25 protein-coding genes are annotated in these 22,536 nt (G+C 56.9%); 16 read left to right on the top strand and 9 right to left on the bottom strand.

What is annotated here, in order from left to right; genetic code table 11:
• Positions 1–150: 150 nt before the first annotated feature.
• The 3 genes from BP07_RS01345 to BP07_RS01335 form a co-directional block, all read right to left on the bottom strand.
• Positions 151–1,266, bottom strand: a complete 1,116-nt coding sequence (locus tag BP07_RS01345; protein WP_042685011.1) for a 3-dehydroquinate synthase II — start codon at positions 1,264–1,266, stop codon at positions 151–153.
• Positions 1,267–1,336: 70 nt separating this feature from the next.
• Positions 1,337–1,603 carry an elongation factor 1-beta gene (locus tag BP07_RS01340; RefSeq protein WP_042684593.1) on the bottom strand — a complete coding sequence of 89 codons (267 nt, stop codon included), beginning with the start codon at positions 1,601–1,603 and terminating at the stop codon, positions 1,337–1,339.
• Between the two features lie 9 nt (positions 1,604–1,612).
• Positions 1,613–1,801, bottom strand: a complete 189-nt coding sequence (locus BP07_RS01335; protein ID WP_245597016.1) for a zinc finger domain-containing protein — start codon at positions 1,799–1,801, stop codon at positions 1,613–1,615.
• Positions 1,802–1,908: 107 nt separating this feature from the next.
• Here BP07_RS01335 and BP07_RS01330 point away from each other — a divergent pair, with 107 nt between their 5' ends.
• From BP07_RS01330 to BP07_RS01255, 16 genes are all read left to right on the top strand, one after another.
• Positions 1,909–2,643: a helix-turn-helix domain-containing protein gene (locus tag BP07_RS01330; protein WP_052353089.1), complete on the top strand. Its 735-nt coding sequence runs from the start codon at positions 1,909–1,911 to the stop codon at positions 2,641–2,643.
• 5 nt (positions 2,644–2,648) lie between these two features.
• A complete protein-coding gene (locus tag BP07_RS01325) occupies positions 2,649–3,692 on the top strand; it encodes a hydroxymethylglutaryl-CoA synthase (RefSeq protein WP_042685005.1) in 1,044 nt (347 codons plus the stop codon).
• A 4-nt stretch (positions 3,693–3,696) separates the two neighbouring features.
• Positions 3,697–4,860: a thiolase domain-containing protein gene (locus BP07_RS01320; RefSeq protein WP_042684589.1), complete on the top strand. Its 1,164-nt coding sequence runs from the start codon at positions 3,697–3,699 to the stop codon at positions 4,858–4,860.
• A 4-nt stretch (positions 4,861–4,864) separates the two neighbouring features.
• Positions 4,865–5,254 carry a Zn-ribbon domain-containing OB-fold protein gene (locus BP07_RS01315; RefSeq protein ID WP_042684586.1) on the top strand — a complete coding sequence of 130 codons (390 nt, stop codon included), beginning with the start codon at positions 4,865–4,867 and terminating at the stop codon, positions 5,252–5,254.
• Between the two features lie 14 nt (positions 5,255–5,268).
• A complete protein-coding gene (locus BP07_RS01310) occupies positions 5,269–7,341 on the top strand; it encodes an acetate--CoA ligase family protein (RefSeq protein WP_042685002.1) in 2,073 nt (690 codons plus the stop codon).
• Between the two features lie 10 nt (positions 7,342–7,351).
• Positions 7,352–8,434, top strand: a complete 1,083-nt coding sequence (locus tag BP07_RS01305; RefSeq protein ID WP_169736224.1) for a phosphotransacetylase family protein — start codon at positions 7,352–7,354, stop codon at positions 8,432–8,434.
• Positions 8,425–9,363: a 4-demethylwyosine synthase TYW1 gene (gene twy1 / locus BP07_RS01300; protein ID WP_245597015.1), complete on the top strand. Its 939-nt coding sequence runs from the start codon at positions 8,425–8,427 to the stop codon at positions 9,361–9,363. The genes BP07_RS01305 and twy1 overlap by 10 nt, the downstream gene beginning before the upstream one ends.
• Positions 9,356–10,264 (top strand): triphosphoribosyl-dephospho-CoA synthase, encoded by a 909-nt coding sequence (locus tag BP07_RS01295; protein WP_042684585.1) that lies wholly within the window; start codon positions 9,356–9,358, stop codon positions 10,262–10,264. Before twy1 ends, BP07_RS01295 begins: the two co-directional genes overlap by 8 nt.
• On the top strand, positions 10,264–10,848 hold the full coding sequence (locus BP07_RS01290) for a DUF447 domain-containing protein (protein WP_052353081.1): 585 nt from the start codon (positions 10,264–10,266) through the stop codon (positions 10,846–10,848). The genes BP07_RS01295 and BP07_RS01290 overlap by 1 nt, the downstream gene beginning before the upstream one ends.
• Positions 10,849–10,879: 31 nt before the next feature.
• Entirely contained in the window at positions 10,880–11,164 is a 285-nt protein-coding gene (locus BP07_RS01285) for a thioredoxin family protein (protein WP_245597014.1), read from the top strand.
• Positions 11,165–11,208: 44 nt separating this feature from the next.
• Positions 11,209–12,006 carry a 2-amino-3,7-dideoxy-D-threo-hept-6-ulosonate synthase gene (locus BP07_RS01280; RefSeq protein WP_042684580.1) on the top strand — a complete coding sequence of 266 codons (798 nt, stop codon included), beginning with the start codon at positions 11,209–11,211 and terminating at the stop codon, positions 12,004–12,006.
• On the top strand, positions 12,003–12,839 hold the full coding sequence (locus BP07_RS01275) for a class I SAM-dependent methyltransferase (protein ID WP_042684577.1): 837 nt from the start codon (positions 12,003–12,005) through the stop codon (positions 12,837–12,839). Before BP07_RS01280 ends, BP07_RS01275 begins: the two co-directional genes overlap by 4 nt.
• A 173-nt stretch (positions 12,840–13,012) precedes the next feature.
• Positions 13,013–13,249 carry an H/ACA ribonucleoprotein complex subunit GAR1 gene (locus BP07_RS01270; RefSeq protein WP_042684575.1) on the top strand — a complete coding sequence of 79 codons (237 nt, stop codon included), beginning with the start codon at positions 13,013–13,015 and terminating at the stop codon, positions 13,247–13,249.
• 12 nt (positions 13,250–13,261) lie between these two features.
• Positions 13,262–14,266, top strand: coding sequence for a transcription initiation factor IIB (locus BP07_RS01265; protein WP_042684573.1), 1,005 nt, complete (start codon positions 13,262–13,264; stop codon positions 14,264–14,266).
• A gap of 5 nt (positions 14,267–14,271) precedes the next feature.
• Positions 14,272–14,880, top strand: a complete 609-nt coding sequence (locus BP07_RS01260; protein WP_042684993.1) for a LysE family translocator — start codon at positions 14,272–14,274, stop codon at positions 14,878–14,880.
• On the top strand, positions 14,877–15,638 hold the full coding sequence (locus tag BP07_RS01255; protein ID WP_042684570.1) for an SAM hydrolase/SAM-dependent halogenase family protein: 762 nt from the start codon (positions 14,877–14,879) through the stop codon (positions 15,636–15,638). Before BP07_RS01260 ends, BP07_RS01255 begins: the two co-directional genes overlap by 4 nt.
• Here the strand turns inward: BP07_RS01255 and purH are convergent.
• The 6 genes from purH to BP07_RS01225 are packed head-to-tail and all read right to left on the bottom strand — an operon-like array spanning position 15,610 to position 22,535.
• Entirely contained in the window at positions 15,610–17,229 is a 1,620-nt protein-coding gene (gene purH / locus BP07_RS01250; protein ID WP_042684568.1) for a bifunctional phosphoribosylaminoimidazolecarboxamide formyltransferase/IMP cyclohydrolase, read from the bottom strand. The genes BP07_RS01255 and purH overlap by 29 nt on opposite strands.
• 49 nt (positions 17,230–17,278) lie before the next feature.
• On the bottom strand, positions 17,279–19,048 hold the full coding sequence (locus tag BP07_RS01245; protein WP_052353077.1) for a Na(+)/H(+) antiporter subunit D: 1,770 nt from the start codon (positions 19,046–19,048) through the stop codon (positions 17,279–17,281).
• Positions 19,045–19,239, bottom strand: a complete 195-nt coding sequence (locus BP07_RS08720) for a hypothetical protein (RefSeq protein ID WP_042684565.1) — start codon at positions 19,237–19,239, stop codon at positions 19,045–19,047. The genes BP07_RS01245 and BP07_RS08720 overlap by 4 nt, the downstream gene beginning before the upstream one ends.
• Positions 19,236–20,705 carry a monovalent cation/H+ antiporter subunit D family protein gene (locus tag BP07_RS01235; RefSeq protein ID WP_042684563.1) on the bottom strand — a complete coding sequence of 490 codons (1,470 nt, stop codon included), beginning with the start codon at positions 20,703–20,705 and terminating at the stop codon, positions 19,236–19,238. Before BP07_RS01235 ends, BP07_RS08720 begins: the two co-directional genes overlap by 4 nt.
• Before the next feature lie 10 nt (positions 20,706–20,715).
• Entirely contained in the window at positions 20,716–22,185 is a 1,470-nt protein-coding gene (locus BP07_RS01230; RefSeq protein ID WP_052353075.1) for a monovalent cation/H+ antiporter subunit D family protein, read from the bottom strand.
• Entirely contained in the window at positions 22,182–22,535 is a 354-nt protein-coding gene (locus BP07_RS01225; protein WP_211247031.1) for a cation:proton antiporter subunit C, read from the bottom strand. The genes BP07_RS01230 and BP07_RS01225 overlap by 4 nt, the downstream gene beginning before the upstream one ends.
• Between the last annotated feature and the right edge of the window lies 1 nt (position 22,536).

Here is a 22,536-nt window from a genome sequence, read left to right as displayed (position 1 = left end):
AATGCTGTTTACTGTATAGCAGTTGATTACTCTGTACTCTCCTCGACCCCTCTGTACTCTCCTCGACCCTCCACGTGTGATATGCCACGCCTTCTGGCATAGGGCCCATATCGCCAACCTTCACCTTCTTGGCGAGGTCTATGAGCATCCTCACTTTTCAATGATGCTCTCCTCTATTCTCATACCAAAGTGCCTTCCGATGTTCTCCGTATGTACGAGCACCTCATCACCCTCCTTTAGACTCGTGATGGACAGTGGCACACCTTCCTTGGATACGAGCTTGATGGTCTCTGCGTTCTGGAGCAGAATCTTGATACGTTTATCCTCCACCTCAGCCTCGACGAGCACGAGGGGACGCCGCTCAATCTTCACCCTCCCCACGACCTCGAGCCTCGTGTTGCCCTGCGCGTCCACCACCATCACCTCGTCTCCTGCCTGAAGCTCAGAAAGGTAGCGTGTTTTCTCACCCACCTTGATGTAGGCGTGCACTGCACCAGCATTCACCCTGAACGGTCGGGCTGCGACATACGGGGACTCCTCGGTCTCAGAGTGCACGAGGAAGAAGCCATTGGCCTGCGAGCCCACCAGCATGCCCTCTCCAACGCTCATCAGGGCACATGTGTCCACGCACACCCTGTCCCCCATGCCCACCTGCCTTATGCTCGTTATGCGTGCTGGCACCAGCTCCACCCTCCCAGTGCCCGCACTTCTCGCCACCCTCACAGTCCTTACGACCTCGTTGGGATCAGAGGTGGACAGCAGCACGCCATCTGCACCGTGTTCCATCGTCTCGAGGGCGAGCCTTGCCTCCTCTGAGTCCTTCACTCCGGCGATGAGCTGTACATCATAGCCCTGCAGCGAGGCTATGAGGTTTTCGAGGGGAATCACCTTCCAGTCGGTGCCGATCACCACTAAGTAGTCGCAGTGCTTTCCTATTCTTGCGGCAAGCTCCTCACATGCCTTGTTTCTTATCACCACAAGGGCTGCCACCTCTTTTCCACTGCCCCTGAGGGCGTCAATCTCACCAATCAGCTGCGCCACATCTGGAAGAGGAGTATCTGGGGTGGTGTCTAAGGGGTAGAGGATAATATCCCCATCGGGCTCTTGGGAGGCTATGGTGATTCCACCGAGCTCCCTTATGCTTTTAACGTGCTCTGGACGTGCGAGTATGCAGTGTGCTCCAGCCTCGAGTGCCTTTATAACAACGGGCTTTACGTCCTCCCATGACCCCTCGTCAGCCTTCAGCCATATGAGCTTGTCCTTCATTTTCCCACAAGTGGGGTGGATGCACTCATCGTATATGATTGCTTCTGATTGGGGCATCGTGTTAGAGGGGCTAAAGCAGCCCCACCTCGACTACGTTCACACTCTCCACGCCATCCAGCCCAGCGATGGCTTTTTCCACCCCTTCCGTGCCACCCTCTGCATCGGCGAGAATCACCACCACTATGAGGGCCTTCAGCCCGAAGGCAATTGGCTCGAGCGAGAAGGCATGCAGCCTCACACCCTCGGGAAGCACATCCCTTACCCTCTGCTTGAGAGCTTCCAAGTCCGTCTCAGTGCTCTCTGGCATCACCCTTATCTTTGCCGCTACCTCTCCCATGTCATCACCTCATGGACCCCGAAATCCACACTTTTTGCACACGTATGCGGTGCTCAGCACCCTGCACCTTGGGCACCTTCCTATCTCCTCCCCACACATGGGACAGGGAAGCCTTACAGAGCCCCTCTCAATGAGCGCCACACCACAGGAGACGCAGTGGCTCATACCTCTTGTCCTGACCATTGACTCACCGTGCAACTACCATATGTGAGGGGCTTTTAAACCTTATCCTCGGACGAAGTTCGTCAAAAGACGATATTACCTTTCGTTAAACTTATAAGTACGTTGCAACATTGTTTCTGTGGATGGAGGGAGGCACAGGGTATTCAGCACGGGCCAATGAGAGAGGCGATATCAGGGTGAGGCTTGCCGAGAGGATGGCGGGGGAGATTACTCTCTCCGATAGCCCGGGCGAGACTCTCAGGAAGTGGAGGATGAGCTTTGGCATTGCCCAAACTGAGCTTTCCGCCTATCTTGGAATATCTCCATCGGTGGTGTCAGACTATGAGAGCGGCAGGAGACGCTCACCCGGTGTGCAGACCGTGAAGAGAATTGTGAACGCCATAATAGACATGGACATTGCGAAGGGGGGTAGCAAGGTCAGGGCATATACCGCCATGATGTATGGGTTCAACCCCAATGTGATATACGACATGGAGGAGTACGAGCTCCCCATGAGTGTGGAGGAGCTTGCAGAAAGAATAGATGCCTCGGTGGTGCTCGATGTGAAGAGCAAGAAGCCCCTGTATGGGCACACAATCATCGACAGCATCAGGGCGATACTCGAGCTTTCCTCCAACGAGTTTCAGCGGCTGTATGGGTGGAGCACTGAAAGAGCCCTCATATTCACCAAGGTGAGCACGGGCCGCTCGCCCATGGTGGCGCTCAGGGTGACCAGCTTCAAGCCCGGCGCAGTGGTGCTTCATGGGATAAGTAAGGTGGATGAGATGGCGCTGAAAATCGCCGAAATCGAGCAGATACCAGTGCTCACCACCCTGATGGATATTAGCAACATCATAGAGGCACTGCACAGGAAGTGATTTTTGTGGATGTAGGTTTGGTATCCTATGGGGTGTACATACCGAGGTACAGAATCAGGGTCGAGGATATAGCAAGGGTGTGGGGTAAGGATGCCTCCACCATCATCAGGGGGCTGGGGGTATGGGAAAAGTCAGTACCAGACTTGGACGAGGATACGGTTACCATTGCCGTGGAGGCAGCAAGGCATGCCCTTAAGCGTGCGCACATAGACCCCAAGCGCATTGGTGCTGTATACACGGGCTCGGAGAGCCATCCCTATGCAGTAAAGCCCACGAGCACCATCGTTGCAGAGGCAATTGGTGCGACCCCAATGCTCACTGCAGCCGATTATGAGTTTGCGTGCAAGGCAGGTACTGCTGCCCTCCAGACGTGCATGGGTCTCGTGTCCTCTGGGATGATAGACCTCGGGCTGGCAATAGGCTCGGACGTCGCTCAGGGCGCACCCAATGATGCGCTCGAGTTCACGGCTGCAGCTGGTGGCATGGCGGCAGTGGTGGGAAGGGCCAAAGAGGCGGTTGCTGTAATCGATGATACGTGCTCGTTCACCACAGACACCCCAGACTTCTGGAGAAGGGAGGGTCAGCCCTATCCAGAGCATGGAGGAAGGTTCACGGGTGAGCCCGCATACTTCAGACATGTGGCTGCTGCAACAAGGGCGCTTCTCGAAAAGACGGGCACCCGTCCAGAGGACTACGACTACGTGGTGTTTCATCAGCCCAACGGCAAGTTTCCGAAGAATGTGGCAGCCAAGCTTGGCTTTTCGAAGGAGCAGCTGGCGCCCGGGCTGGTGGTGGGCAGGCTGGGCAACACCTACTCTGCCTCATCATTGATTGGGCTTGCTGCCGTGCTCGATGTGGCACGGCCCGGGGAGAGGGTGCTGCTCACCTCATTTGGCTCTGGTGCGGGAAGCGACTCGTTCTCCCTCACAATAACTGACAGAATAGAAGAGATAAGAGGGGGCGCACCCACCGTCGAGGAGCTGCTGGCAGACCCCATATACCTCGACTATGGGATGTATGCGAAGCACAAGGGCAAGATAAGGATGTGAGCACATGAGAGATGTGGCAGTGATAGGCGTGGGATGCACACGGTTTGGTGAGCTCTGGGAGTCCTCGTTCAGAGACCTGATAGTGAGTGCGGGCGTGGAGGCGCTGGAGGATGCCGGGGTTGCGGGCGAGGACATAGACGCCATGTTCGTGGGCAACATGAGTGGAGGCCAGTTCATCAAGCAGGAGCACATAGGCTCCCTCATCGCCGACTACTCTGGCCTCGCCACCCTAAGCATACCCTCGGTGAGGGTGGAGGGAGCGTGTGCCTCGGGTGGGCTTGCGATGCACGAGGCGGTGCTCGCCATTGCCTCTGGGTACTATGACATCGTGGTGGCTGCGGGTGTTGAGAAGATGACCGATGTGGGGGTGGATGTGGCAACAGATGCGCTGGCGGCAGCATCTGACAGAGAATGGGAGGGCTTTGTGGGAGCGACATTTCCGGGCCTGTATGCCATGATTGCCCGCCTCCACATGCACGAGCATGGTACCACGAGGGAGCAGCTTGCCCACGTGGCTGTGAAGAACCATGCCAACGCCATGCACAACCCAAACGCCCAGTTCAGAAGGAAAATCACGCTGGAGGATGTGCTGAGTTCCCCCATGGTGGCAGACCCACTGAGGGTGCTGGACTGCTCACCCATCAGCGATGGGGCGGCAGCGGTCGTGCTCGCAGCCCGTGAGGTGGCGGATAGGCTGTGTGAGACTCCTGTATATGTCAGAGCCTCGGCGTGCGCCACAAGCTCGATATCGCTGCACAACCGAAGGGACATCACCACCCTCGATGCCACCGTGGTGGCGGCAGGCAGGGCGTTTGCACAGGCAAGACTTTCCCCGCACGACATCGACGTGGCAGAGGTGCACGACTGCTTTACGATAGCCGAGATATGTGCAATAGAGGACATAGGCTTCTGTAAAAAGGGAGAGGGAGGACCAATGACGGAAGAAGGCCAGACCCAAATCGATGGCAGCATCCCAGTGAACCCTTCTGGAGGGCTAAAGGCGTGCGGACACCCCGTGGGAGCCACGGGCATCAAGCAGGTGGTGGAGATCGTGGAGCAGCTCAGGGGTGAGGCAGGCAAGAGACAGGTGGAGGGTGCAGAGGTTGGGCTCACACACAACGTGGGCGGCTCTGGAGGTACTGCGGTGATCCATATACTGTCGAGGTGAGCGTATGGGAATAGCGAGGTTCTGGAGGGAGATACCCAGCAGGTACAGCCTGAGTGGCACAAGATGCACGGTGTGTGGAGAGTACTTCTTTCCGCCAAGGAGTGTGTGTCCCAACTGCAGACGCTCTGGGAATGTTGAGCCGTACACGTTCAGGGGCGAGGGCGAGGTGGTCACATACACGGTAATCCACACAGCGGCGAGGGGGTTTGAGAGGCATGCACCCTATGTGCTCGCCATCGTGAAGCTCGATGAAGGGGCAAGAGTCACTGCCCATGTGGTGTGTCCACCAGAAGAGGTGCACATAGGCATGAGGGTAAAGGCTGCGTTCAGGAGACTTGGGGAGGATAATGAGAAGGGGCTCATATACTATGGCACGAAGTTCGTGCCAGCCTGATGACGGGTGGACCCATGAGCCTTCTTAGGAGCCTGCTCTTTCCCCACTCAGTGGCGGTCATCGGTGCAACTCCCAGGGAGGGCAAAGTGGGCCATGCGGTGCTCTCCAACATGCTCTCCTTTGAAGGAGATGTGTATCCCGTAAACCCCAAGTATGAGCAGGTGCTGGGGCTGAAATGCTATCCTTCCGTTTTAGATGTGCCCTCGTGTGAGATGGCGGTGGTGATAATACCCGCCAGAGCCGTACCCCACGTGGTGGAGCAGTGCGGGATGGCGGGCGTGAAGGTGGCAGTGGTAATCTCGGCTGGCTTTAGAGAGAGCGGTATAGAGGGGCTAAAGCTCGAGAGAGAAATGCTCAAGGCGGCACAAGAATATGGTGTTCGCATCCTTGGGCCCAACTGCCTTGGGGTCGCAAACCCCCGCATCGGGCTAAATGCCACGTTTACTGCCACCATACCTCATGCTGGAAAGGTGGGGGTGCTCTCTCAGTCGGGTGCTTTGCTGACCTCCATCATGGACTGGGCGTACCAGATGAAGCTGGGCTTCTCCGCTGTGGTGAGCCTTGGAAACAAGGCAGACATCGGGGAGAACGAGGTTCTGGAGGCGCTCAGGGAGGATGAGGGCACTGCTGTCGTCCTGGGCTACCTCGAAGGGGCTTCGGATGGGAGGGGGCTGATGAGGGTGGCGAGGGCTGTTACGAGGCAAAAGCCCGTGGTGTTTTTGAAGGCTGGGAGGACGGGAGCGGGGTCGAAGGCGGTCTCGTCCCACACTGGCTCTCTTGCGGGCTCTGATGTGGCCTATGAAGCCGCATTTGGCCAGTGTGGCATCCTTCGGGCATACTCCCTCGAGGAGCTGTTCGATATCGGAATGCTTCTTTCGGCTTATCCCGAGCTGAAGGTTAGGAGGGTTGGAGTGCTCACCAATGCAGGGGGTCTCGGCATCTTGGCAGCGGACGCGTGCGTGCTCCATGGACTCGAGCTGGCACAGCTCAGCCCGTCCACCATCGAGCAGCTAAAGCGCGTGCTGCCACCAGCAGCCTCCTTCTACAACCCCGTGGACGTGCTCGGCGATGCGGATGCCCATACATACGCGTCAGCCCTTTCGGCGCTGTGCGATGACGAGGGCGTGGATGCCGTGGTGTGTCTGACCTCTCCACAGGCGATGACGGATGTGGAGGCAGTGGCACGGGCAATAGCCGCCGTCGGGAGCAAAAAGCCCATCGTGGCATGTCTCGTCGGGGGTAGCAGAACAGAGCAAGGGATGCGCATCCTCAGGGAGAGAGGGGTCCCCACATACCCCTATCCAGAGCGGGCAGTGTTCAGCCTTGGTAGGGTGCGCACGCTGCGCGAGGGCTGGGATGAGGACGAGCCCGTGCGCTTTAAGGTAGACAGAGCGAGCGTGAGGACAATCATCGAAAGGGCGCTGGAGCTAAGGAAGAGCACGCTCGGGGTGGAACACATCGAGCTTCTTGAGGCGTACGGCATTCCCACCGCACCCTCTGTGCTCACAAGGGATATCGATGAGGCACTGCGGGCAGCATCCGCCATAGGCTATCCCGTGGTGCTCAAGGTGGTATCACCCCATATCTCCCACAAGACAGAGGTGAAGGGCGTCATCACGGGCATATCGGATGCCAGCGAGCTCGAGAGTGCGTATTCTGCGCTCATGGCGAGGGTGGGACGGTATGCCCCAGATGCGCTTGTGGAGGGTGTGCTCGTCCAGCAGATGGTGGAGGGGAGGGAAGTGGTGCTCGGGATAAGTGAGGATGAACAGTTCGGAAAGCTGCTCATGTTTGGGCTCGGAGGGGTGTATGTGGAGGTGCTCAGGGACGTGGTGTTCAGGGTGTCTCCTGTGGGACGCTCCCAGGCCCTCAAGATGATAAGGGACATCAGGGCATATCCGCTGCTCTCTGGTGTGAGGGGGGAGGAAAGATATGATGTCGAGGCGGTGGCGGAGTGCATCCAGAGGCTCTCCCAGCTTGCAGAGGAGAACCCCGAGATCGTTGAGCTGGACATCAACCCCATGGTCGTTCGCCGAGAGGGTGACGGATGTGTGGCAGTGGACTTTAGAGCCACGCTGAGGAGGTAATGGTATGAATATGAGACCCATATTTATTGCGTCCACGTGTGCATGTGCTGGCAAGAGTGCCCTCTGCATGGGTCTGCTCTCGGTCCTCACCGAGAGGGGCTACAGAGTGGGGTACATGAAGCCAGTGGGCAACGCCCTCGTGGATGTGGATGGTGTGCTGATGGACGAGGATGCCATCATGATGAGCCAGCTTTTCCATCTCGGGGATTCCTTGGAGGTGATTACTCCGCTGCTGGCAACCGAGCGGCTGGTGCACGATGCGCTCATGGGAAAGACCAAGGCACTTTCCGACAGGGTACTCTCAGCGTTCCAGCAGATATCGAGAGATAGGGACGTCGTGCTCGTGGAGGGAGCATCTGGCGTGGAGTTTGGTGCGGTGTTTGGGCTTGAGGCATCGAAGCTCTCATCCCTGATGGGGGCCGTCAATGTGCTCGTCTCTCCATACACGAGGGGACTGGCTGACAGCGTGCTTGCGGGCGTGACACTCCTCGGGCAGGAGGGGCTGTGCGGTGTAATCATAAACGCTGTGCCAGGAGAGCGAATGGAATGGACGGAATCGCTGGTGGGAGGCTTTCTCGACAGCAGGGGCATAGATGTGCTTGGTGTGGTGCCCCACGAGCCAGCCCTTGGCAAGCTGAAGGTGCAGGAGGTGGCAGATATCATCAATGCACAGGTGATTGCAGGTGAGGAGGGGCTCGAGCGGCCCGTCAATGAGCTGCTCATAGGTGCTATGGACCTTCAAAGCTCCATCAGGGCATTCAGAAGGGGTGCCAGCTCTGTGGTGATCACTGGAGCTGGCCGCTCGGAGATAATCTCGGCGGCCATTGAGTGCAATGTGGGGTGTGTGGTGGCAACGGGTGAGCATGTGCCAGAGTGTGCACTGCTCTCGCATGCCGAGCAGAGGGGTGTTCCGCTCTTGCACTTTAGGGGGGACGTCCTGTCCGCCATAGAGAGGATGGAGGAGGTGCTGGGAAGAATGAGGATAAAGAGTGAGGAGGACGTTGACATTGCCCATCGGCTGGTGGAGGAGCACATCGATGTGGACGCCCTCTTGAGGTGTGCGAGGGGTGAGGAGAAGAGGAAATGCGCATGAGTGATGAGGAGTACTGGAGGCTGCTCAGGAAGCACGGCTACCAGAGGGTGGGCGCACACTCCGCCGTAAAGAGCTGTCTCTGGCTCAAAAAGGCGCTGAGGGGGGAGGGGATGTGCTACAAGGAGAGGTTTTATGGCATCTTTTCCCACAGGTGCATTCAGATGACCCCCACGCTGATGTGCAACCAGAGGTGCATGTTCTGCTGGCGTCCAGTGGAGGTGGAGCCCCCAGCATACGGCTGGGACTCTCCATCTCTCATAGCAGATGGTGCAATAGAGGCTCAGATGCGCCTTCTCACGGGCTATGGAGGCTCTTCCAAGACGGACGGAGCTGCGTTGAGGGAGGCTCACACGCCAAGACACGTGGCGATATCGCTTGCTGGCGAGCCCACCCTGTACCCATACCTAGATGAGCTGATACGGGAGTTTTCCAGCAGGGATATGACCACGTTCGTGGTGAGCAACGGCACCTGCCCGGAGGTGATAGAGAAAATATCGCCCACGATGCTCTATATATCGCTCGATGCCCCGGATGAGCACACATACAGGAAGGTGTGTCGTCCCATTGCAAACACGTGGAACAGGGTGCTCGAGAGCCTCGAGCTTCTCCCTCAGAAAAGATGCAGAACGAACGTGAGGATAACACTCGTGAGGGGGCTCAACATGCATGACGAGGCAGGATATGCCACCCTGCTGGAAAAAGCCCAGCCCGACTTTGTGGAGGTCAAGGCATACATGCACATCGGTTTTTCAAGAAACAGGCTTGCAAGGGACGCAATGCCCGCCCACGAGGAGGTGCACGCCTTTGCATCTCGTATAGCCCACTTTACTGGCTACACGCTCGTGGACGAGGTGCCCATAAGCAGGGTGGTGCTGCTCGCGAGGGATGACAGAACCCCAAGGTGGATTTCGGGTGTGGGACATGAGTAAGGAGCAGGAGCATGCCCTCAGAATTGCGCAGTGTGCACAGCTTGCCATGCTGCTCGAGGTCTCTGCCACCCCAAAGCCGGGAAACGTCGACCGCACCCACGACTTTGAGGACACTTCGTTTGAGCACTTTCTGGCATCCGCTGTCGGAGCGCTTCCAGCTCTCGTGAGGGCATCATCCTCGAGCTTTGGTGTGGGTGCCCTCATCAGGGATGCAGTGGCCGAGAGCATGCGATGGCACAGAGGGGGAAACACCCATTTTGGAACGTTTCTCCTCTTTGTTCCGCTGTGCATGGCCGCTGGAAGGCACGCAGAGCTGGTCTTCACGCCACGGCTCGGCTCTTATCTTCGAAGCTCTGCATCCCACATCGTGAGGACGACCACCGTTGACGACTCCCTCGATTTTCTGGAGGCATTTCACATGGCACGCGTAAAGGTGAAGGACGTGGACACACTCGACATCAACCAAGAGCAAACGGCGCTGGAGATTCAGAACAGGGGCATTACGCTGTTCGACCTCATGCAGATGTCTGCAAGATACGACCTCGTGGCTCGAGAGTGGGTGTGTGGGTTTGAGGAGAGCTTTGCGAGTGCAAAAATGATCACAGAGCTGAGAGCGCGCCACACGCTAAACGATGCCGTGCTGGTCACCTTCCTGCACAATCTTGCCAAAAGACCAGATACATTCATAGCTGCCAAGCAGGGGGATGAGGTCGCCATGGAGGTGTCTCAGAGGGCGTGCAATATCGTGCGCCATCTGGAGGCTCGAGGTCTCCATGACTCACTGGCAATGATAGAGCAGTTCGACAATGAGCTGGTATCTGCCCACATCAACCCGGGAAGCACTGCCGACATAGTGGGGGCCGGGCTTCTTATAGCGCTTCTGGAGGGGATGGTGGTATAGTGCTCTCAAGGTTCGGACTCTTCGAGGGCATCAACGAGGTGGTGCTCTCCACCGTTCGAGAGGGGGTGCCCAATGCCGCTCCCATGGGGGTGCACATCAGGGAAGGAAGGTGCTCGCTCAGGGTGTATGAGGGCTCTCAGACGCACGCCAACCTACAGTGCACACCCTACTGCGTGGCTCACGTGAGCTATGACCCCATGCTGTTTGTGCGCTCTGCCCTCTCAGAGCTCAGCGAGGACGAGTTTGGGTGGCACGAGGTCGAGGGTGTGGCACTTCCCGTGCTTTTGGGGTGTGAGGCATATGTGGCATTCAGATGCGCGCCGCTTACAGCCACAAACACCATCTCCACCTTTGAGCTATTGCCCGTGGATGGGAAGGTGCTCTCCCCCATCCCCAGAGCCCACAACAGGGGGTTTGCTGCCCTAATCGAGGCGTGCGTGCTCGCCACCCGGTACGTGCTCTTTGAAGACCCCAAGATGTTGGACGACATTGTGCGGATGAGGGCGCTTGCCGTAAAGTGCGGGGATGCGAGCGTTAAGGAGGCATTCGAACTTCTGCTCGAGTTACTCCCTGTCAGGGAGTGAAGGCTTTTATGTTATAACTCCTCACACCTGCATGGAGGTACGGTATATGGGAAAACCTGTGCTTTATGATTTTTCGGCTTCATGGTGTGGTCCATGCAGGCTTCAGAAGCCCGAGCTTGAGAGGCTAAAGCAGAGGCTGGGAGATGCGGTGGACATAAGGGTAGTGGATGTTGACGAGAATCCAGAGCTGGCGGCAAGGTATGGGATAAGGGTGGTGCCCACCCTCATCATAGAGAAGGACAACGAAATCATGCAGGTTTTTCAGGGCGTTACGAGGGCAGACATACTGGAAGATGAGCTGAGAAGGCTGTTGTAGCAGTTCTCCTTGGACATCCCTTAGGCGTTCATGGGGGTGGTGTCGTGAGTGAGATTGGAAAGAGAGTGAGGATAGAGAGAATCATAAACAGGGATAGTGGCAACACTGTGATAATACCCATGGACCACGGCATCTCGGAGGGTCCCATAAAGGGGCTTATAGACTTGCCGAGGATGGTGGACATGGTGGCAGAAGGGGGAGCCAATGCAGTGCTGCAGCAGAAGGGGATGGTCAAGCACGGGTATAGAGGCTATGGCAGGGACATAGGGCTCATAATACACATGAGTGCATCCACCGCCCTCTCCAGCGACCCAAACGACAAGGTGCAGGTGTGCACCGTGGAGGAGGCACTGAAGATGGGTGCTGATGCCGTCTCGGTGCACATCAACATAGGGGCTACCACCGAGCCAAGGCAGCTCGAGATACTGGGACACGTGGCAGAAAGATGCGAGTTCTGGGGCATGCCATTGCTTGCCATGATGTACCCGAGAGGGAAGGCAATATCCAACCCATACGATCCAGAGGTGGTGGCACACGTTGCCCGCGTGGGTGCTGAGCTTGGGGCAGACATCGTGAAAACCAACTACACCGGCGATGCGGACTCCTTCTCGAAGGTCGTGGAGGGCTGTCCCGTGCCAGTGGTGATGGCGGGGGGCCCCAAGACCGAGACGGATGAGCAGTTTTTGAGGATGGTGGAGGGAGCGATGCAGGCTGGAGCAAGGGGGGTTGCAGTGGGTAGAAACGTTTTCCAGCATGACGAGCCCACGAAAATCACGCGCGCGATATGCGCCATCGTTCACGAGGGAGCCACAGTGAGGGAGGCTCTCGAGCTGCTGAGATGAGGGACTTGATGGATGTACTCGCCCACCTTAGCCCAGAGGAAAGACGGCTCCTTCCGAGGCGGTGGCAGATAGTGGGCGACATCATGGTGGTGAAGCTAAAGGAGCCCCTGCTCTCCCGAAGACGGGAGATAGCCAAGGCCCTGCTCGAGCTGCATCCCATGTGCAGGTGTGTGGTGCTGGACTTTGGCATCGAGGGGCAGCTCAGAACACCGAAACGGGAGGTTGTGTATCCGGAGGGGGCATCCTCGTACACGGTGCACAGAGAAAACGGTGTGCTCTATCCCATGGATGTGTGCAGGGTGATGTTCTCCAAGGGCAACCAGTTCGAGCGCATGCGCATGGCGAGCGTTGGGCATGATGAGGTGGTGGTGGACATGTTCGCCGGCATAGGCTACTTCACGCTACCGTGTGCCGTGTGGGCATCGCCGAGGCGCGTGTATGCCATGGAGCTCAATCCGGTGGCGCACTCGTATCTGTGCGAGGGCATCACCCTAAATCGTGTGGAGGATAGGGTGGTGCCCATGCTGGGAAGCTGTCTCGAACTCGAGCCCCCAGAGCCTGCAGACAGGGTGATTATGGGGTTAATAGGTGATTTCTCGGTGGTGGGGCATCCCGTTGGGTACCTCAGGAGGGCCATCGGGCTGCTGGATGGCAGTGGAATCATCCACTATCATGAGAGTGTGCCCTCCGTACTCAGTCCCCAGCGGCCCTTTGAGCACATCGAGAGGGCGGCAGCTCTCGAGGGTGTGAGCTCTGAGGTCATGGGTATGAGAAGGGTGAAGAAGTTCTCCCCAGGCGTGGAGCACGTGGTAGTGGACGTAAAAATCTTTTGATGGAGCTGTGTTATGAGAATTTCCCACTGATATGTTGTTGGATAAGAACGCATGCTGAGGGGCATACATACTAATTCAACATATTTAATAAAAAAATTTGATTATTATTTTTGAGAAATCTTTATATGGTATGTTTGATAACTCATATATATAGATTGGGGTGTCCACAGCACATGAGGAGATTGGGAACGGTGCTACACCTCTCTGCCCAGGGGAAGCTCATCCTCAAGATTGAGGCATTCGACGCCAGTCGCACTAAGCTGGGCTCTCCAGTGTATACCAAGACCAACAGGAAGATAGGCTGGTTGCACGATGTGATGGGCCCTGTGCGCAGCCCCTATGCTGCGGTGAGGGTGCAGAGGGGTGTGAGGGCTGAGAGCCTCGTGGGTCAGAGGCTCTACACTCGTTAGAGGGTGATTATAATGGCAGGAAGTGAGATTGAGAAGGAAAGGCCATCAGAGGTGGAAAAGGAAAAAGTAGTGGAGAAGGTAGCGGAGGCTCCCGAGAGGGAGAGGGTAGAGGAGACGGTGGCATGCCCGGAGTGCGGGAGCCGTGTCCTTGTGAGGGACTATGAGCGGGCGGAGCTCGTGTGCGAGAGGTGTGGCCTCGTTGTTGACTCCAACTTCATGGACGAGGGTCCAGAGTGGAGGGCGTTTGACCATGACCAGAGGATGAAGCGCTCGAGGGTGGGGGCGCCCATGACGTTCACAATTCACGACAAGGGCCTCTCAACGATGATAGACTGGAGGAACAGAGATGCATATGGCAAGTCCATATCCTCCAAGAACAGAGCCCAGCTGTACAGGCTGAGAAAGTGGCAGCGAAGGATAAGGGTGAGCAATGCCACTGAGAGAAACCTGGCGTTTGCGCTCTCGGAGATGGACAGGATGGCATCTGCCCTCGGGCTTCCGAGAAATGTGAGGGAGACGGCTGCCGTGATATACCGAAAGGCAGTGGACAAAAACCTGATTCGTGGAAGAAGCATCGAGGGGGTGGCTGCCGCAGCGCTGTATGCGGCGTGCAGGCAGTGCAGTGTGCCCAGAACCCTCGATGAGATTGCGGAGGTGTCGAGGGTCTCCAGAAAGGAGATTGGGAGGACATACCGCTTTGTCTCAAGAGAGCTCGGGCTCAAGCTCTTACCCACATCTCCAATAGATTACGTGCCGAGGTTCTGCTCTGGGCTGGGTCTGAGCGGTGAGGTGCAGGCAAGGGCAATCGAGATTCTAAGGCAGGCTGGTGAAAAGGAGCTCACGAGCGGGAGGGGGCCCACGGGGGTGGCCGCTGCCGCCATCTACATAAGCTCAATACAGTGCAATGACCGCAAGACCCAGCGTGAGGTTGCGGAAGTTGCTGGCGTTACCGAGGTCACGATACGCAATCGATACAAGGAGCTTGCCGAGCACCTCGGAATAGATATCATACTGTGAGCCCCATGCATGCGATAGAGGCGCTGGTAGTGGGGTTCACACTTGGACTCACGGGTGCAATGGCCCCTGGTCCCATGCTGTTTGCGACAATCGAGCACTCCATAAAGGAGGGGTGGCGGGCAGGTCCGAAGGTGGTGATGGGGCATGCCACCCTCGAAATGGGAATATTTGTCCTCATCGTGTATGGAGTGTACTCGGTGGTGCATCAGTGGATTGCCGAGATAGGGCTGCTTGGTGGAGTGGCGCTGTGCCTTTTCGGGGCTCTGACAATAAAAAGTGCCTTTGGCACCTTCTCTCTGAGGAGTGGTGTGTTCAGCAGCCCCTATGCTGCGGGCATGTTGACCTCGGCATCCAACCCGTATTTCTGGGTATGGTGGCTTACCGTGGGGCTCGCCCTCATACTGCTCGGGCTTCCAAGCATCCTTGCAGCCCTCACCTTCATGGCAGGCCACCTGCTCTCTGACCTTGCGTGGTATGCTGGCGTGGCGATGTTGTTCTCGAGGACGAGGCGGTTCATCTCTGATGGCGTGTACCGCGCGATACTCGGGGCGTGCGGCATCTTCCTTGTGGGCTTTGGGCTCTGGTTCATATACTCATCGAGGCTGTATGTATGATAACCCTCACCACTGACTTTGGTACGCTGTATCCCGCAGCGCTGAAGGGTGCCATCCTCGCCTTGAGTCCGAATGCCAAGATAGTGGACGTGAGCCACGAGGTGCCGCGGGGCAACGTGGTCGCTGGAGCTCTATTCTTAAGATGTGCAAGCGTGTGGTTTCCCGATGCCATCCATGTGTGCGTGCTGGGCTCAGAGGTGAGGGGTCGTTCGAGAATGCTCGTCGTGCGCACGAAAAGGGGCACGCTCGTGGGTCCAGACAGCGGGGTGCTATGCCCTGCGGCAGAGGTGCTGGGAGGGGGCGAGCTCTTTGAGCTGGACGGGACACAGCTGTGGGAGAGGGCTCAGTGGGAGATGGGCTCTGGTGTGGAGTATGCGGTGGCTGCGGCAATGCTCGAAAATGGCGTGAGTCCCTCAGAGATGGGCATGCCCACTCAGAGCATCGTGGAGCTCACACTCGAGCACGTGCACCTCAGCGGAGAGGAGGTGCACACGAAGGTGCTCTATGTGGATGGGTTTGGTAATCTCGTGCTCGCCATTCCGAACTCTGCAGCCCTTCCCAGTGGAAGAGGCACTGTGAGGGGGCATCCTTTCCTTCTCACGGACTCGTATGAACAAGGACGGCTCGTGCTGTATAGGGGGACCCTCGGCTTTTTTGAGCTTGCCCTTGGTGGGGGCAGTGCCTCGCATCTCCTGGGTGTGAGGGAAGGAGATGAGCTCGTCCTCGAACTCAGTGAAGAAAGTGGCGCATCTTGGTAAACACCATGGCGATGTTCAGCCTGTCGGCTGCCGCAATCACCTCGTCGTCCCTGATGGAGCCACCCGGCGAGACGATGTACTGGATATGTCCCTGTGCTGCGGCCTCTATGCTGTCTGCAAAGGGGAAGAATGCGTCCGATGAGAGCACGCACTCGGAGAGCACTCTTCTTGCCACCTCCTCCAGCTCCTCTCCCTCGAGTCCATATGCCATTTTCAGGTTATCGTATGCCTTGGGGATGGCGAGCCTCCTTATGGAGTCCACCCTGTTTGGCTGCCCAGCCCCCATGCTCAGCACTCTGTACGCATGAGGGGCATACTCCTCGGCTATCACGATGGCGTTGGAGCGGGTGTGCTTACACGCCACCCACGAGAACATGGCAAGCGGCACCTTGTGCTCTGGAAACTGTCTCCTGCTCACGCATCTCCACTCTGCCACACTCTCAGTGTCCCTCGTCTGCCTTAGCATACCTCCGGGTATGTATCGGTAGGTGTACTCTATGGACAGCTCGCTCCAGTCTCCCTCAAGCTCCAGCAGCCTTATATTTGGGCTCTTGGCCTTTAGAGCATTTAGGGCATCTGGCTCGAACGAGGGGGCGAGCACCGCCTCCACGAACTTGTCCTTGAGGAATGCTGCAGCCTCCATGTCAAATGGACGGTTGGTGCATATGAGGCTTCCAAATGCCGATATGGGGTCTCCAGCCCACGCTGCCTGAAGCACTTCAGAGAGGCGTTTGCCCGTGGCAAGCCCACACGGGTTGTTGTGCTTTACGATTGCCACCACCGCATCATCTGCGAGGGCAGCGATACTCCTTACGCACTGAAGGGCACAGTCGAGGTCAACATAGTTGTTGTATGACATCTGCTTTCCATGAAGCTGCCTCGCCTTGGGGAGGGTGCACTCGGTCACATCTTGCTCCACATACAGCTCTGCCCTCTGATGCCAGTTCTCACCATATCTCAGCACCCTTCCCTGTGTAAACATGAGCCTCAGCACCCTCTCACCACACAGCTCGCTCGAGAGGTATGTGTCTATCTTTGCATCGTAGTTTGCGGTGTGCCTGAAGGCCTTCACAGCCAGCCTCTTTCTGGTCTCGAGACTCACCTTTCCCGTGTGCTCTATCTCCTTCATCACTGGCTCGTAGTCTGCTGGGTCTGTGAGCACAACGACCGCCTCGAAGTTCTTGGCAGCTGCCCTTATGAGGGTTGGACCTCCGATGTCTATGTTCTCTATGGCCTCGTCGAGCGTGCATCCCTTTCTCACAACGCTCTCAAACGGGTACAGATTCACACACACGAGGTCGATGAGCTCTATGCCGTGCTCTGCTGCCTCCTTCAGGTGGTGCTCTTTATCTCGGCGGGCGAGGATGCCACCATGAATCTTGGGGTGGAGTGTTTTCACCCTCCCGTTCATGAGCTCTGGATACAGTGTGTACTCTGAGATTGGACAGAAGGGAATGTTTGCCTCATCGAGTATGCTCGCGGTTCCACCCGTGCTGATGATCTCCACGCCTCTATCGGCAAGAAAGCGAGCAAGCTCTGTGATGCCCCTTTTGTCAAAAACGCTGAGCAGGGCCCTCTTTGGAGCTACCAAACTCCATTCCTCCTATGAGGTGGTGAGAGTCTATACATCTTTCAGCCCCCTATCTGAGGAATAGGTAGTACACTCCATATGCTACCACGAACACAAGCACGAGAATGACCGCATCGCCTATGGGCTCCCTTCTCACGGGCTCCCCCGGATAGCTCTTCCACATCTTCTCGATCATCTTCCTGTACAGTTCTTGACGCCCCTTCAGGATGGCCACGAGCCGCAGGTAGGGTGTTATGAGTAGGAGCACCATGGCGCCCGTGGGGTTCTTTCCAATCCAGATGAGCGCGTCCTTGATGTGCAGGAACACATCCACAGTCCACTGGGAACCCCTTGCAAGGGGGTTGTTGATGAACCACAGGAAGCCCCTGCCAAGGGCACGGTACACGTGGTCGATGTCATAGGTGATGGCGTGGTGGGGCTCAAACACCTTCAGCAGGGCGATGAACACGATGCCGGTTATCATGAACAGCACGGTTGTCTCACTCACCCTCAGCAGCTCGAAGGGAGCGTAGTGTGCCTCGAAGGGTAGCACCCTGAACATCAGCTGAGGATACAGCCCGAGAAGCACACACAGAGCCGCCGTGCACAGCATTGCCACCCTCATGTGGTATGGAACCTCGGTGGCCTCGATATTCCTGTTCTCTCTGAAGAACCCGTAGTATCCCAGCTTCAGGAAGGAGAGGAACGTGCCTATCGAGGCAAGCTCGAGCAGCACCCACACGAGGGGCATGCTGTGGGCAGCCTCTATCACCATTCCCTTGCTCACAAAGCCATTGAAGCCCGGAAAGCCCGAAATCGAAAGCGCTGCTATCGAGAACGTCAGGGTGGTGATGGGCATCTTGCGTGCCAGCCCACCCATCTCGGTAATGTTTCTGATGCCAGTACTGTACAGCACGGCTCCAACGGTCATGAACAGCAGCGCCTTGTACAGGATGTGGTTGAACAGGTGGGCTATACCGCCATTCATGGCGAGGGCGGTCCCCAGCCCGATACCTGCCACCATGTACCCCACCTGGCTCACGATGTGGTAGGAGAGCAGCTTTCTGGCATCGTTCTGCATCAGGGCGAACGTCACCCCGTATATTGCCATGATGCCCCCCATGATGGCAACGGCCTCCACTCCAGAGAACGTGCGTGCGAGCAGGTACACGCCCGTCTTGGTGGTGTACACCGACATGAACACCGCTCCCGTGATGGTGGCCCTTGGGTAGGTATCCGGAAGCCATGTGTGCAGGGGTATGAACACGGTGTTCACACCAATTCCGAGCAGCACGAGGATGTATGCCAGTCCATGAGATACTGGACCCAGGGCGAGCGAGCCCGTGGCGGCATACTGAGCCACCACACCCCCTATGAGCAGCCCACCTCCAAACACGTGGAACAGGATGTATCTGTATGCAGCATCCCTCGACTCTCTGTCTCGCTGGGCCCACACGAGAATCACCGAGGTGATGCCCATCATCTCCCAGAAGAACACCACCGAGAAGAAGTCCCCAGCAAACACCACTCCAAGGGAGCTTCCTATGTACATGAAGGAGGCGATGTGCTGGGCATCATCATCCACGTGCAGTGAGTACAGGATGGCAAGAAAGCCTATGATGGCAAATACGTATGCCACAAACAGGCTGAGCCTGTCGGCATTGAGGAGCACGAGGTGCATGTTGAGCCACTGAAACTCCCATCCCACCTGTGGGTGCATGAAGAACAGCTGGACCAGCACTATTGCAGGCACGAGCAGCAGGTATGCCTTCTTTACCCTGCCCTTCAGCAGTGGAATGAGCAGCGCTCCCAGCAGGAATATGAGCCCGGGAGGAATCATTCCATCACCTCCCTCTGAAGGATGTGCGGAAGTACCACCATCACGAGCACGTAGTACCCGCATCCGAGTAGTGTGAACAGCACAATCTCCCCCATCGGGAGGGCATGCTCTGGTTGCTCAACCACTGGGGCCAATAGGGCGAGCACCAACACCCCAGCGAGCAGTGCGATAGTCTTTGCTCTCCAGCTCATGGCATCACCTGCTGTAGTGCGTGGAGCAGGAGGGTGTACACCCCCTGCGGTGCAATTCCAAGTGTGAGGGTGAGCAGTGCGGTGATTAGCAGGGGCACCACCATTATCATGGGGGCCTCTGTGAATTGCTCACCCTCTTTTGGCTTGTTGAAGAACGCCGTGTACACGATTGGTAAGAAGTATGCGGCGTTGAGGATGCCGCTTGCCACCATCACAAAGGCGAAGAATGCCTGATGGGCCTCCATCGCCCCGAGGCTGATGAACCACTTGCTCAAAAACCCGATGGATGGGGGAATGCCGATCATGCCCATGCTGGCGATGAAGAACGCCAGCATCGTGATGGGCATGAACTTGCCCACACCTCCCATGTCGCTGATGTTTTTCTTGCCGGTTGCCACGAATATCGCTCCAGCACAGAAGAATAGCGTGATTTTCATGAGGGCATGGTTCACGATGTGGTACATGCCCCCCACTATGCCAGCTGGCGTCAGCATACACACCCCCAGCACGATATAGGAGAGCTGGCTCACGGTGGAGTATGCGAGCCTCATCTTCAGGTTGTCCTGAGTGAGGGCGAAGATGGACGCAGTGATGATGGTGAATGATACGAAGTATGCCATCGCCAGCGCCAGCCCGGTCTCCTGCATCAGGTTGACTCCGAATATGTACAGGATTATTCTCACCGCAGTGAACACACCCGCCTTCACGACCGCCACCGCGTGCAGCAGCGCGCTCACTGGCGTGGGCGCAATCATGGCGGTGGGAAGCCATGAGTGAAGGGGCATGAAGGCTGCCTTGGTGCATCCTATCATGAAGGTGATGAACAGCAGCCTTATAATGTTCACGGGGATGTCGTGCCCCTCGAGGATGCCCCCAAAGGCGAAGTCGGTGGTGCCCGTATAGAAGTACACCGCTATCGTGGAGAACAGTAAGAACACTCCAGCCGTGAGCAGATAGAGCAGGTACTTTCTGCCAGCGCTCATCGCCTCTGGCGTCTCGCTGTGCACCACCAGCGGGTATGTGGAGACGGTGAGCAGCTCATAGAAGATGAACAGTGTGACGAGGTTGGCTGCGAACGCTATGCCCATGGCAGAGGAGAGGGCAATGGCAAAGCAGAAGTAGTACCTCGTCTGGGAGTGCTCCTCGAGTGAGCGCATGTATCCCATGGAGTAGAGGGTGGTGAGTATCCACAGGAAAGAAGCGGTGAGCCCGAACACCATGCCAAATGCATCCACCCTGAACATGATGGGCAGGTTGGGAAGGATGTCCACCACTTTGAACTCGATGAGCGTTCCAGCGAGCACCGTGGGCATCATGGACGCCACGATGGCGAACTTTATGAGGCTGGCACCCACCGATACGCTCTCCCTGAGGTTGGGATGCCTTCCCGTGAGCAATATTAGCGCCGCTGCCACGAGAGATACGAGCACTGCAAGGGCTGGAGTTGCTGACGTTATCGCTTCCATCGTTCACCTCCTAACTCAGAACCTCTACCACCCAGGGTTCTATCACGCCTATGGGAATGAGCGCCAGTATGCCCAGCACGACCGTTATTATCGCAAACGCAAGCGTGGGCACGAGCATGCTCAGCGGCGCCTCCTCCCGCTCTATGTCCTCGTGCACCCCAAAGTAAGCGTTCTCAAACACCCTCCAGAAGTACACCGCATTGAGCAGGCTGCTTACGAGTATCACGGCGAGAAACACCCAGTGCCCACCTTCAAACGCTCCCCAGCCCAGCAGCAGCTTGCTCACGAATCCGAGTGTGGGTGGGATGCCTATCATGGAGAGCGCTCCAATCACGAATGCAGCCATGGTAAAGGGCATCTTCTTTCCCATGCCCCTGAGCTGATAGATGTTTCTTATCCCCGTCCTGTAGATGATGGCTCCTGCCACCAGGAACAGCCCAGTTTTCATCATGGAGTGGGCGAGGATGTGGAATATTCCTCCCACAATCGCAATCTTGGTCGCCATGCCAACCCCGAGCACCATGTACCCCACCTGGCTCACGGTGGAGTATGCGAGCATGCGCTTGATGTCGTACTGGGCTATGGCGAGCACAGAGCCCGCGATGATGGCTATGGCTGCCACCCATGCGAGCACGTCGGCCACGGGCACCATCTTGATCACATAGGATGGAGAGAACACAGTGAACAGTATCCTTATCATGGCATACACGCCCACCTTGGTGAACGTGCCAGAGAGCATCGCACTCACACTCGATGGTGCATGGGTGTATGCATCTGGCAGCCACGTGTGCAGGGGAAACAGCGCCACCTTGATGCTGAGGCCCACGATGAGCAGTATGAGTGCTGCGAGCACCACGCGGGTACCATATAGGGGGGGAAGCAGGCGATGAAGGTCTGCCATGTTGAGCGAGCCAGTCATTATGTAGAGGTAGCCTATGCCGATGAGGATGAAGCATGCCGAGATAGTGCCCATTATCATGTAGTTGAAGCTCGCCCTCAGGGCGTGCTTATCTCCCACCGATATCAGGGCATACGCAGCCAGCGAGGCAATCTCCAAGAACACGTACATGTTGAATATGTCCCCCGTTACCACGATGCCGAGCATTCCGGTGGCGAGCAGAATGTACAGTGTGTAAAACGCAACCTCCTTTCCCGGAACCTCGGCTTCGTTGCTGCGTCTTGCATAGATGGACACGGCAAAGCAAACAAAGGACACCACTACCAGCACGAACGCGTTGAGCAGGTCCACGTAGTACTCTATGCCCCATGGGGGCTCCCATCCCCCAAGCCAGTAGCTCACATTCCCGCTGCTCATCACCTTGTAGAGCAGGGCGATGCTCAGGGCAAACTGTGCAAACGTTATTACAGTCGTCCATGGGTTGCACAGCCTTCTGCTCATCATCCCGAGCAGTGGAGTGAAAAACGCACCGAGCAGCCCCACTGCTATGAGGAGAATTGGAAGGTGGTTTTCGAGCATCATCGGCTCAGCTCCAGAATTTTATCCTCCTCTATTGTTCCAAACCGCCTGTACATCCTTATAACGAGGGAAAGCCCCACGGCGAGCGTGCTAACCGCCACCACGATGGCGGTGAGGATGAGCACGTGGGGCAGGGGGTTCACATACTGCACCTCCTCGCCCAACAGGATGGGAGCTGTGCCACCCTCCACATCGGCTGCCGAGATGTACAGCAAAAAGATGGAGTACTGAAAGATGCTCATGGCGATTAGCTTCTTTATCAGGTTGCTCTTGGCTATCATCCCATAGAAGCCGATGGTCATGAGGGTGATGTATATGATGTAGTTGTACTTGGCAAGCAACAGCTCCAGCATG

Origin of the sequence: Methermicoccus shengliensis DSM 18856, from assembly GCF_000711905.1 — an archaeon.
GTDB lineage: Archaea > Halobacteriota > Methanosarcinia > DSM-18856 > Methermicoccaceae > Methermicoccus > Methermicoccus shengliensis.
This window is presented reverse-complemented; position numbering and strand designations above follow the sequence as displayed.

What these genes read in the sequence shown, in the direction of transcription:
- BP07_RS01230 (WP_052353075.1), bottom strand. Translation starts at nt 22,185, where the DNA reads ATGATGCTCGAAAACCACCTTCCAATTCTCCTCATAGCAGTGGGGCTG.
- BP07_RS01255 (WP_042684570.1), top strand. Translation starts at nt 14,877, where the DNA reads ATGATAACCCTCACCACTGACTTTGGTACGCTGTATCCCGCAGCGCTG.
- BP07_RS01320 (WP_042684589.1), top strand. Translation starts at nt 3,697, where the DNA reads ATGAGAGATGTGGCAGTGATAGGCGTGGGATGCACACGGTTTGGTGAG.
- BP07_RS01270 (WP_042684575.1), top strand. Translation starts at nt 13,013, where the DNA reads ATGAGGAGATTGGGAACGGTGCTACACCTCTCTGCCCAGGGGAAGCTC.
- BP07_RS01260 (WP_042684993.1), top strand. Translation starts at nt 14,272, where the DNA reads ATGCATGCGATAGAGGCGCTGGTAGTGGGGTTCACACTTGGACTCACG.
- BP07_RS01285 (WP_245597014.1), top strand. Translation starts at nt 10,880, where the DNA reads ATGGAGGTACGGTATATGGGAAAACCTGTGCTTTATGATTTTTCGGCT.
- BP07_RS01315 (WP_042684586.1), top strand. Translation starts at nt 4,865, where the DNA reads ATGGGAATAGCGAGGTTCTGGAGGGAGATACCCAGCAGGTACAGCCTG.
- BP07_RS01330 (WP_052353089.1), top strand. Translation starts at nt 1,909, where the DNA reads ATGGAGGGAGGCACAGGGTATTCAGCACGGGCCAATGAGAGAGGCGAT.
- BP07_RS01265 (WP_042684573.1), top strand. Translation starts at nt 13,262, where the DNA reads ATGGCAGGAAGTGAGATTGAGAAGGAAAGGCCATCAGAGGTGGAAAAG.
- BP07_RS01305 (WP_169736224.1), top strand. Translation starts at nt 7,352, where the DNA reads ATGAGACCCATATTTATTGCGTCCACGTGTGCATGTGCTGGCAAGAGT.
- BP07_RS01340 (WP_042684593.1), bottom strand. Translation starts at nt 1,603, where the DNA reads ATGGGAGAGGTAGCGGCAAAGATAAGGGTGATGCCAGAGAGCACTGAG.
- twy1 (WP_245597015.1), top strand. Translation starts at nt 8,425, where the DNA reads ATGCGCATGAGTGATGAGGAGTACTGGAGGCTGCTCAGGAAGCACGGC.
- BP07_RS01275 (WP_042684577.1), top strand. Translation starts at nt 12,003, where the DNA reads ATGAGGGACTTGATGGATGTACTCGCCCACCTTAGCCCAGAGGAAAGA.
- BP07_RS01245 (WP_052353077.1), bottom strand. Translation starts at nt 19,048, where the DNA reads ATGATTCCTCCCGGGCTCATATTCCTGCTGGGAGCGCTGCTCATTCCA.
- BP07_RS08720 (WP_042684565.1), bottom strand. Translation starts at nt 19,239, where the DNA reads ATGAGCTGGAGAGCAAAGACTATCGCACTGCTCGCTGGGGTGTTGGTG.
- BP07_RS01235 (WP_042684563.1), bottom strand. Translation starts at nt 20,705, where the DNA reads ATGGAAGCGATAACGTCAGCAACTCCAGCCCTTGCAGTGCTCGTATCT.
- BP07_RS01225 (WP_211247031.1), bottom strand. Translation starts at nt 22,535, where the DNA reads ATGCTGGAGCTGTTGCTTGCCAAGTACAACTACATCATATACATCACC.
- BP07_RS01310 (WP_042685002.1), top strand. Translation starts at nt 5,269, where the DNA reads ATGAGCCTTCTTAGGAGCCTGCTCTTTCCCCACTCAGTGGCGGTCATC.
- BP07_RS01295 (WP_042684585.1), top strand. Translation starts at nt 9,356, where the DNA reads ATGAGTAAGGAGCAGGAGCATGCCCTCAGAATTGCGCAGTGTGCACAG.
- BP07_RS01345 (WP_042685011.1), bottom strand. Translation starts at nt 1,266, where the DNA reads ATGAAGGACAAGCTCATATGGCTGAAGGCTGACGAGGGGTCATGGGAG.